Annotated in this window: 6 protein-coding genes and 1 pseudogene; 4 read left to right on the forward strand and 3 right to left on the reverse strand. The window is 46.3% G+C overall.

The features are described 5' to 3' along the window. A pseudogene (locus EWV66_RS13025) lies at window positions 1-94 on the forward strand (IS1 family transposase); the annotation flags it as partial. Between the two features lie 74 nt (window positions 95-168). Here EWV66_RS13025 and EWV66_RS13030 read toward each other — a convergent pair. Further along, a complete protein-coding gene (locus EWV66_RS13030) occupies window positions 169-396 on the reverse strand; it encodes a hypothetical protein (protein WP_052276038.1) in 228 nt (75 codons plus the stop codon). Window positions 397-413: 17 nt separating this feature from the next. Here EWV66_RS13030 and EWV66_RS13035 point away from each other — a divergent pair, with 17 nt between their 5' ends. Beyond that, a complete protein-coding gene (locus EWV66_RS13035; RefSeq protein ID WP_287109171.1) occupies window positions 414-2,744 on the forward strand; it encodes a heavy metal translocating P-type ATPase in 2,331 nt (776 codons plus the stop codon). A 297-nt stretch (window positions 2,745-3,041) separates the two neighbouring features. Here the strand turns inward: EWV66_RS13035 and EWV66_RS13040 are convergent, their stop codons facing one another. Continuing rightward, on the reverse strand, window positions 3,042-3,383 hold the full coding sequence (locus EWV66_RS13040; protein ID WP_002734498.1) for a hypothetical protein: 342 nt from the start codon (window positions 3,381-3,383) through the stop codon (window positions 3,042-3,044). Between the two features lie 12 nt (window positions 3,384-3,395). On the opposite strand from EWV66_RS13040, the gene holB reads away from it, so the two are divergent. Beyond that, window positions 3,396-4,361, forward strand: coding sequence for a DNA polymerase III subunit delta' (gene holB, locus EWV66_RS13045; protein WP_002787161.1), 966 nt, complete (start codon window positions 3,396-3,398; stop codon window positions 4,359-4,361). Between the two features lie 37 nt (window positions 4,362-4,398). Beyond that, on the forward strand, window positions 4,399-4,608 hold the full coding sequence (locus EWV66_RS13050; protein WP_287109165.1) for a neurohypophysial hormones like protein: 210 nt from the start codon (window positions 4,399-4,401) through the stop codon (window positions 4,606-4,608). 431 nt (window positions 4,609-5,039) lie between these two features. On the opposite strand, the gene ftsH2 is transcribed toward EWV66_RS13050, so the two are convergent. Further along, the gene (gene ftsH2 / locus EWV66_RS13055; protein WP_024970580.1) at window positions 5,040-6,926 is read right to left on the reverse strand and encodes an ATP-dependent zinc metalloprotease FtsH2; all 1,887 of its coding nucleotides are present in this window, start codon (window positions 6,924-6,926) and stop codon (window positions 5,040-5,042) included. Between the last annotated feature and the right edge of the window lie 940 nt (window positions 6,927-7,866).

Raw genomic sequence — 7,866 nt, forward strand, 5'->3', positions numbered from 1 at the left:
ACTCTGCTATTCTAAGTCTACAGAAATGTTAGGATACTCTATTCGTTTATTAATTCATTATCTGAAGTTTCAAGAAGTGCCTATTCCTTACTGATTCATAGCTTAATTCAGCAACGCCTAAAACTTAATACCGCACCTTGGAGTTTAATCATCTCAATTTGGGCATAATTACCATAGAAGGCGGTCTAACATTGCGCTCAAGTGGATTTTACCCCATTTGCCGATGACAGAATCCGGGAAGTCATGCGCCTGTTTACTGACGGGTTTGTAGTATAGTTTGCTATTAGTTTTTCCCGCATCATTGATAGCTGCCCCCCTAATAGTATGGATCGGGAAGAGATCGCCAAAATAGTTTAAAAATCGGCCGAGAATTTCTAGGATAGAAGTAAAGACCATCCTTGCCTACTTTTTCTATGATCCTAGCCGCCGAAACTGGACTAAAAACCGCTACTCTAGACGTAAAAGGCATGAAATGCGCTGGCTGTGTGAGTGCCGTAGAAAGACAACTCAGCCAAAATCAAGGGGTAAAATCGGCCCAAGTTAATCTAATCACGGAAATTGCCGTGATTGAATACCAACCGGATGCGATCGCACCAGAGCAATTAGCTGCAAAATTAACCGCGATTGGATTCCCCACCCAACCGCGCAGCTCATCGACTCCCCTTTCTCAACAAAATCAACGGCTGCAAAACCAACAAAAAGAACGGCAACAACAATTATACCGATTAGCGATCGCTTGTTGTTTACTGGTTTTTTCCCTGATTGGTCACTTACACCACATCGGGGGACCAGAAATCCCCATCTTTCAAAGCATTGCTTTTCACTGGACTTTAGCCACCCTAGCCATTTTATTCCCCGGGCGCGATATTTTCATCGATGGTTGGCGGGGATTACGGCACGGGATGCCAAATATGAACACTCTCGTTAGTTTAGGCACAGGTAGCGCCTATATAGCCAGTTGTTTGGCTCTTATCTTGCCTAATCTCGGTTTAGAGTGCTTTTTCGATGAACCGGTCATGCTGTTAGGGTTTATTCTCCTCGGACGGACTCTAGAAGCGCATTCCCGTCATCGCGCAGCCGCAGACTTAGAAGCGCTTACCTCCCTACAACCGGCAGTGGCTCACCTGATTGGTAGTACAGATGACCGTGTGGGCGTGGCCATTCCCGTGGAACAGTTGCGCGTCGGGGAATGGGTGCGCGTCTTACCCGGGGAAAAAATTCCCGTGGATGGGGAGATTATTCAGGGAAGAACCACGGTAGATGAAGCTTTATTAACGGGGGAATCGCTGCCGGTGGTCAAGGAAATGGGAGAGCTAGTCATTGCTGGCAGTTTCAATCTCTCTGGTGCGATCGCCGTGCAAACTCGTCAGGTGGGGACCGATACCACCCTAGCTAAGATTATCGCAGCCGTGGAATCAGCCCAAACTCGCAAGGCCCCGGTGCAGAAGATAGCGGACCGGGTAGCGGGTTATTTTGCCTACGGAGTGATGATAATTGCCCTAATTGTGCTGCTCTTTTGGTATTTTTGGGGAACTAGGCTCTTTCCAGAGGTGTTAGGATCAACCACAGGACACCACGAGATGATTCAACCCACTTCTCCCCTACTTTTGTCCCTAAAATTAGCGATTTCTGTGCTTGTGGTCGCTTGTCCCTGCGCTCTCGGTTTAGCCACACCGACGGCCCTACTGGTGGGAACCAGTTTAGCAGCCGAACGGGGTATTTTAATTAAAGGGGGTGATGTTTTGGAAACCGTCTCGCAACTGCAAACGGTGGTTTTTGACAAAACGGGAACCCTTAGCCAAGGTCATCCAGAAATTACCGATTGTTTGAGTTTTTCTATCCTTAATTCCCTGGAAATTCAACAATTAGCGGCAGTAGTGGAGAGTGGTACTAATCATCCTCTCGCTCGGGCGATTTTAGACGCGGTTACTCCCCCTACTAACCTGACGGGGGAAGATTTTCAAACTGTGGCCGGATTGGGAGTTTCGGCAAGGGTGCAGGGGTCGAAAATTGTTCTAGGAAATCGGCAATGGTTGGCGCAGAACGGCATTAAAATCGATGAAACTATCAGGGGGATTCAAGAGCTTTTACAAGCGGGTAAAACGGTGATTTATCTGGGGATGGAAGAACAATTACTCGGCGCGATCGCTTTTCAGGACCGATTGCGTCCCGATGCTCAAACAACCGTTAATCAGTTGCAAAAACTCGGTTTAGAGGTGATTTTACTCAGTGGCGATCGCCAAGAAGTGGTGACAGCGATCGCTAATAGTTTGGGTATTAGCCAATTTTATGCCGAAGTTGCCCCCACCGAAAAATCGGCCTTAATTGCCGACCTACAGACAAAAGAGGGCAAAATCGTGGCTATGGTCGGGGATGGTATCAATGACGCTCCTGCACTAGGACAGGCTAACATCGGTATTGCTCTGGCCGGTGGCACGGAAGTGGCCATGGAAACGGCCGGGATCGTTTTAATTAGCGATCGCCTGGAAGATGTGGTGCAATCTCTGCATTTAAGTTTGGCCACATGGCAAAAAATCCGACAAAATCTTTTTTGGGCTTTGGGTTATAATACCTTTGCTATTCCCATTGCCGGTGGTTTATTACTGCCCCGTTGGGGTCTAGCTTTCAGTCCGGCCCTAGCAGCAGCTTTGATGGCTTTTAGTTCGGTTATGGTGGTGAGTAATTCCTTGCTTTTACGTCGTCAATTTCCTCCGCTCAAATCGACAAAGGAAGGCAAAAACTAAAGCAATTATCGATTTTTTCTCGATAAATCTATCAAGCACCAAAAAGAGCATTTTTTCATCGTCGAAGATGATCAAAACAGAACCAAAATTCTCTTAGAGGATAGGGAAGAACGTAGGTTGGGTTGAAGCATGAAACCCAACGCCCGATTATGTTACGCTACCGCTAACCCATCCTACAAATAATTGTGCCTCCCTACTTATATCTGAAGGAAAAGTTAGCCCCCCAGTTAAATCACGGTGATAAGATGGTATTTTGTCCCTGTCTTTGTCAGTTGACGGAGACAGGAACAAATCGGGTTAAGCGGTAATTCTGGTCAGGGATTGACCTTGATAATTGTTGGTAATAATCTGGTGAATAGATTCAAAAAATCGCCGACAACGATTATTAGTTCTCAGGGGCAATTCATGATTTTTTACCAATAAATCGATCTGAAGTTCCGAGCTAGTGGGAGGATGAATAAACAATTCCACTTTCACTAACTGGGGAAAGAAAGCATCGTTAGGAACTTCCGATAAAAGCAAGACATCGGTCCGGCGCTTGATGATTTCAAATTCACCCAAACTTAATATATCATCGTATAAAAACCCGGTCTGATGAGGAGAAATCCCGACAAAATAGGAACAGCAATAGCGAGCCATGGCAGGGAAAAGATGATAAATTGGTCAAGGTTAATCGGTCAAAATCAGGCCATTGAACTACTACAAAGAGCGCTTGAAGTCAATTCGATCGCTCCCGCTTACTTATTCGCCGGCGCTAAGGGGATTGGACGCAATCTAGCAGCAAAATGTTTCTGTCAAGACTTGTTAACTAGAGATCGATCTCCGGAAACAAGGGAATTAATCCTGAAACGCTTTTTAGGGGGCAATCATCCCGATTTACTCTGGATTGAACCCACTTATCAACACCAAGGCAAACTGCTCACCGCAAAAGAAGCACAGGAAAGCAATCTCAAGCGAAAAGCTCCCCCGCAAATCCGCATCGAACAAATTCGCGAGATTACTAACTTTTTAAGTCGTCCTCCCCTCGAATCGGCCCGCTCTGTGGTGGTAATCGAGGAAGCAGACACCATGACCGAATCGGCGGCAAATGCGCTCTTAAAAACGCTTGAGGAACCGGGAAAAGCCACTTTAATCCTAATTGCTCCCAGTCCCTCCTCTTTACTACCGACTCTCGTTTCTCGCTGTCAACACATCCCTTTTCAGCGTCTTTCGGAAGAAAATCTCGCTCAAGTCCTGCGCTCTAACGGACACGCTCGCGTTCTCAATTATCCGGCAATTCTCGGTTTAGCTCAAGGTAGCCCAGGAGAAGCGATCGCCGCTTTAGAGTTTCTCGACAGTCTCCCCCAAGATTTACCGCGATCTTTGAGCAAGTTTCCCCTAAAACTCTCCCAAGCGCTGGAATTAGCCAAAATTATCGCTCAAACTCTTGACACGGAAACCCAATTATGGTATGTGAGTTATCTTCAGTATGAGGATTGGCAACGACGACGAGAGCGATCGATTTTAGAAATCTTGGAAAAAACCCGCCGGCAGCTGTTAGCCTACGTTCAACCCCGTTTAGTCTGGGAATGCACTTTCTTGGCATTAGCCAAGCTATCCACCGCCCAAAAGTCTTAAAATTGTTATATTTATCGATCGAGTGGGGAGAAAGACTATGAAAATCAAATCCTTAGTTTTGCTGATTCTGTTAACCTTGACTACGGTTTTAGGCGCTTGTCAGGGAGCAAAAGAAGCCGAAGAACCGAAAAACGTCCCTACAACGGTGGAATCGCCGCAAACAGACGAAGATAGCGATAAAGACGGGGAAAATCGGCAAAAAGACGATGATAATCAACGGGATAAAAAAGACGATGACGATGACTAGGGTTTGCGGCAAAAAGTTTGTTGGTGGGGTTAGGAGTCAGTAGCCAGTAGTCAGTAGTCAGGAGAATTAAGAATGAATAATAAGCAATTAAATCGTCTATTTACAGATTTTAGGCAATTTAATCCTTATTTTTGTCGTTTTTGAACCCCTAACTAGGGTCTGCGGCAAAAAGTACGGGCGAAGCATTCGGACAATAACCTATCGGTGAAACCGTAGATTTTCTAACCGAATGCTTCGCCCCTACAGGACGCGGGCCGATGAAGACGCAAGGTTTTGAACGACGATTCTCTCAAAATCTTGCACCTGTTTCGCGAAAAAAGCCACAAAACTCTTACCTTGCCTACATTTCACATTTATTCAGCAAACCCTAACTAGCATAAAAAAATCGGGTGAGTCTTAACCCACCCGATCGCCTATAGATTGAAATCAACCTATAACTGTGGTACAAACTGTTCTTTTTCGGGAACGTAGGCGTATTCAGCCACAATCTGCCGGAATTCTTCCCCATTGATCGTTTCTTTTTCGATCAGCAGGTCCACCACTCGATCGATCACTTCGCGATGATCCCGGACAATTTGCCGAGAAATTTCATGACAGTGTTCCACGATCGATCGCACCTGATCATCGATGCGAGTAGCGACCTTCTCAGAATACTCGGAACGAGTCATCAAACCGCCACCGAGGAACACTTCACCCCCTTGACTTTCTAGGGACAAAGGACCCAAATCGCTCATCCCGAAACGAGTCACCATCTGACGCGCCATATCAGAAACCTGCTGTAAATCGCCACCGGCACCGGTAGTCACCTCATCATAGCCGAAGATTTCTTCCTCGGCCGCCCGACCACCTAAAGCACCGGAAATCCGGGCCATTAACTGCGCTTTCGTGGTTAAACCCTGTTCTTCGTTGGGAGTGAACCAAGTTAAACCCTGGGCCTGTCCCCGGGGAATCAGAGTCACTTTCTGAACGGGATCGTGATCTTTTAAGAGCGTACCCACGATCGCATGGCCCACTTCATGGTAAGCGATTAGGCGCTTGCTCTTGCTATCGACTAAAGGAGTACCTTCCATACCCGCAATAACACGATCCACTGCGTCATCTATCTCTAGGAGGGTAATGGCATCTTTACGACGACGGGCGGTTAAAATTGCCGCTTCGTTGAGTAAATTGGCTAAATCTGCGCCACTGAACCCCGGAGTGCGACGGGCGATCGCTTCGATGGAAACGTCGTTGGCCAGCTTTTTATTGCGGGCGTGAACGTCTAAAATCTCTAAACGACCTTTAAAATCGGGCGCATCGACGGTTACTTGGCGATCAAAACGGCCCGGACGCATGAGAGCGGAATCGAGAACATCGGGGCGGTTAGTGGCGGCAATGATGATAATTCCCGTATTCCCCTCGAAACCGTCCATTTCTGTCAATAATTGGTTTAGGGTTTGTTCCCGTTCATCGTTACCACCACCGATACCGGCACCCCGTTGACGACCTACTGCGTCAATTTCATCGATAAATATTAAACAGGGAGCATTTTCCTTGGCTTTTTTGAACAAATCGCGCACGCGAGAAGCACCGACACCGACAAACATTTCCACAAATTCCGAACCGGAAATGCTGAAGAAAGGCACACCCGCTTCACCGGCGATCGCTTTAGCTAACAGGGTTTTACCCGTACCCGGAGGACCAACTAACAGGACTCCTTTGGGGATTTTGGCACCAACGGCGGTAAATTTCTCCGGTTGTTTGAGGAAAGTGACGACTTCCTGTAATTCTTCCTTCGCTTCGTCAATTCCTGCCACATCATCAAAGGTGATGCCAGTTTTTGCTTCCATCTGGAAACGAGCTTTTGATTTGCCAAAACTCATGGCTTGACCGGGGCCGCCTGGCATATTATTAGAACGGCGGAACAGGAAAAAGAGAGCGGCAATCAGCAAAAAGGGGAAAAGTAGATTACCGAGGAATCCCCACCAAGCACCGTCATTCCGCATCGGGTGTGCATCGAAACTAATTTTAGAATCGCGTAAACGGGCGATTAAATCGGGGGAATTGGCTGGTAAATCGACCCGTAGGCGTTGTACTCGGTTTTCTAGTTCTGGATCTAGGGCCTGTACGATCGCGGTTCTGCCACCTTCGTAGAGATCGACGCTAACAACCCTACCACTGTCTAGGTATTCTAGAAAGCGTCCGTAGGTCATGCGGGTACTGGCGGTGTTATTGCCGATATTACTGGTGGCGGTGGCAAAAGTGCCTTGCCAGAGGAAAAAACCGACCACAAGGGCGGGCAATGTCCACAGTAAAATCGTTTTCCAGGATAGTTTCATGTTTGTTTAGTGGTTCTAGGATAAAGATTTTTGCTTAACTCATTTAGCTGTTTTTGTCAAGGATTTTACGTTATTTTTTCGAGATTAATCCCCGCAGCCAATTAAATCTTAACTAAATGTAACGTAATTCTCATAATTCTGACAAGAATGGTGACGAGAGATTTTTTAGTTCATTTGTTCTAGCAAGAGTCTCATAGTTTCTGCGAGCAGCTGTACTGAATTTAAACTGCTTAAAGGTAAGTAGGGAGGCACAATTATTTGTAGGATGGGTTAGCGGTAGCGTAACATGAGCGGGCGTTGGGTTTCATGCTTCAACCCAACCTACCTTCTATCCAACAAGGTTTTTAGATTTATTCAGCAGACCCTAAGTAGGGAGGCACAATTATTTGTAGGATGGGTTAGCGGTAGCGGGCGTTGGGTTTCATGCTTCAACCCAACCTACCTACCTTCTATTGATACGAAAATCATCTTCAAAATCCTAGAATTGCTTCTTTTTCCCATATTTGATAATTTTGCTAGATGTAACCAATTAAAGATAGAGGGGTGTATCTCACTTATGCAGAAATACCAACAATCAGCAATTATCAGTGACCCTTAAATTATTACAGATATATCAGCAGCTACCTGTAAGCATCCCACCGAAAAACTAATGCGCTCCGAGGTTTGGGGGCGGCACTTCGACACGCTCAGTGGCCGCGCCACGCACCCAACGGGGGGTTTGGGTAGGGTTGATTCATGAATCAACCCTACTATAGAGTTCTTGCATAATTAATTTTTGAGAGGGCAAAAATGAGATGCACCCAAGATAGAGTTAGTATCTCAGGCTCTTCGGGAATTGTTATGCAAATAATTAACTTAAAATAAAATTCGATGAGAGCGCCTACGCTCAAAAGTAGCTGAAATCCATACAGGGAAGGACTTAAGGCACAAACAGGTTAAT

This window comes from Microcystis sp. M_OC_Ca_00000000_C217Col, assembly GCF_007095585.1.
GTDB lineage: Bacteria > Cyanobacteriota > Cyanobacteriia > Cyanobacteriales > Microcystaceae > Microcystis > Microcystis panniformis.